The 409-nt window shown below is 43.5% G+C and carries 1 pseudogene; it reads left to right on the forward strand.

What is annotated here, in order from left to right:
* Positions 1-409: pseudogene (locus K7431_RS30825) on the forward strand (beta-N-acetylhexosaminidase); the annotation flags it as partial.

Genomic DNA, 409 nt, shown 5'->3' on the forward strand with positions numbered 1-409 from the left:
CTTTGGTACTGACGAATACGCCAACGATGCGACTAGTGCCCAAGGCTGGTACTACCTCAAGTGGTATCAACTCTATGGCAAATTTGCCGAATATGCCAACACCCTCGCAGCTATGGCCAAAGAAAGAGGGCTTCAACCAATGGCCTTCAACGATGGCTTCTACTATGAAGACAAGGACGATGTTCAGTTTGACAAAGATGTCTTGATTTCTTACTGGTCTAAAGGCTGGTGGGGATATAACCTCGCATCACCTCAATACCTAGCAAGCAAAGGCTATAAATTCTTGAATACCAACGGTGACTGGTACTACATTCTTGGTCAAAAACCAGAAGATGGTGGTGGTTTCCTCAAGAAAGCTATTGAGAATACTGGAAAAACACCATTCAATCAACTAGCTTCTACCAAATAT

Source organism: Pseudomonas fluorescens group sp. (genome assembly GCF_020093335.1).
Taxonomy (GTDB): domain Bacteria; phylum Pseudomonadota; class Gammaproteobacteria; order Pseudomonadales; family Pseudomonadaceae; genus Aquipseudomonas; species Aquipseudomonas petroselini.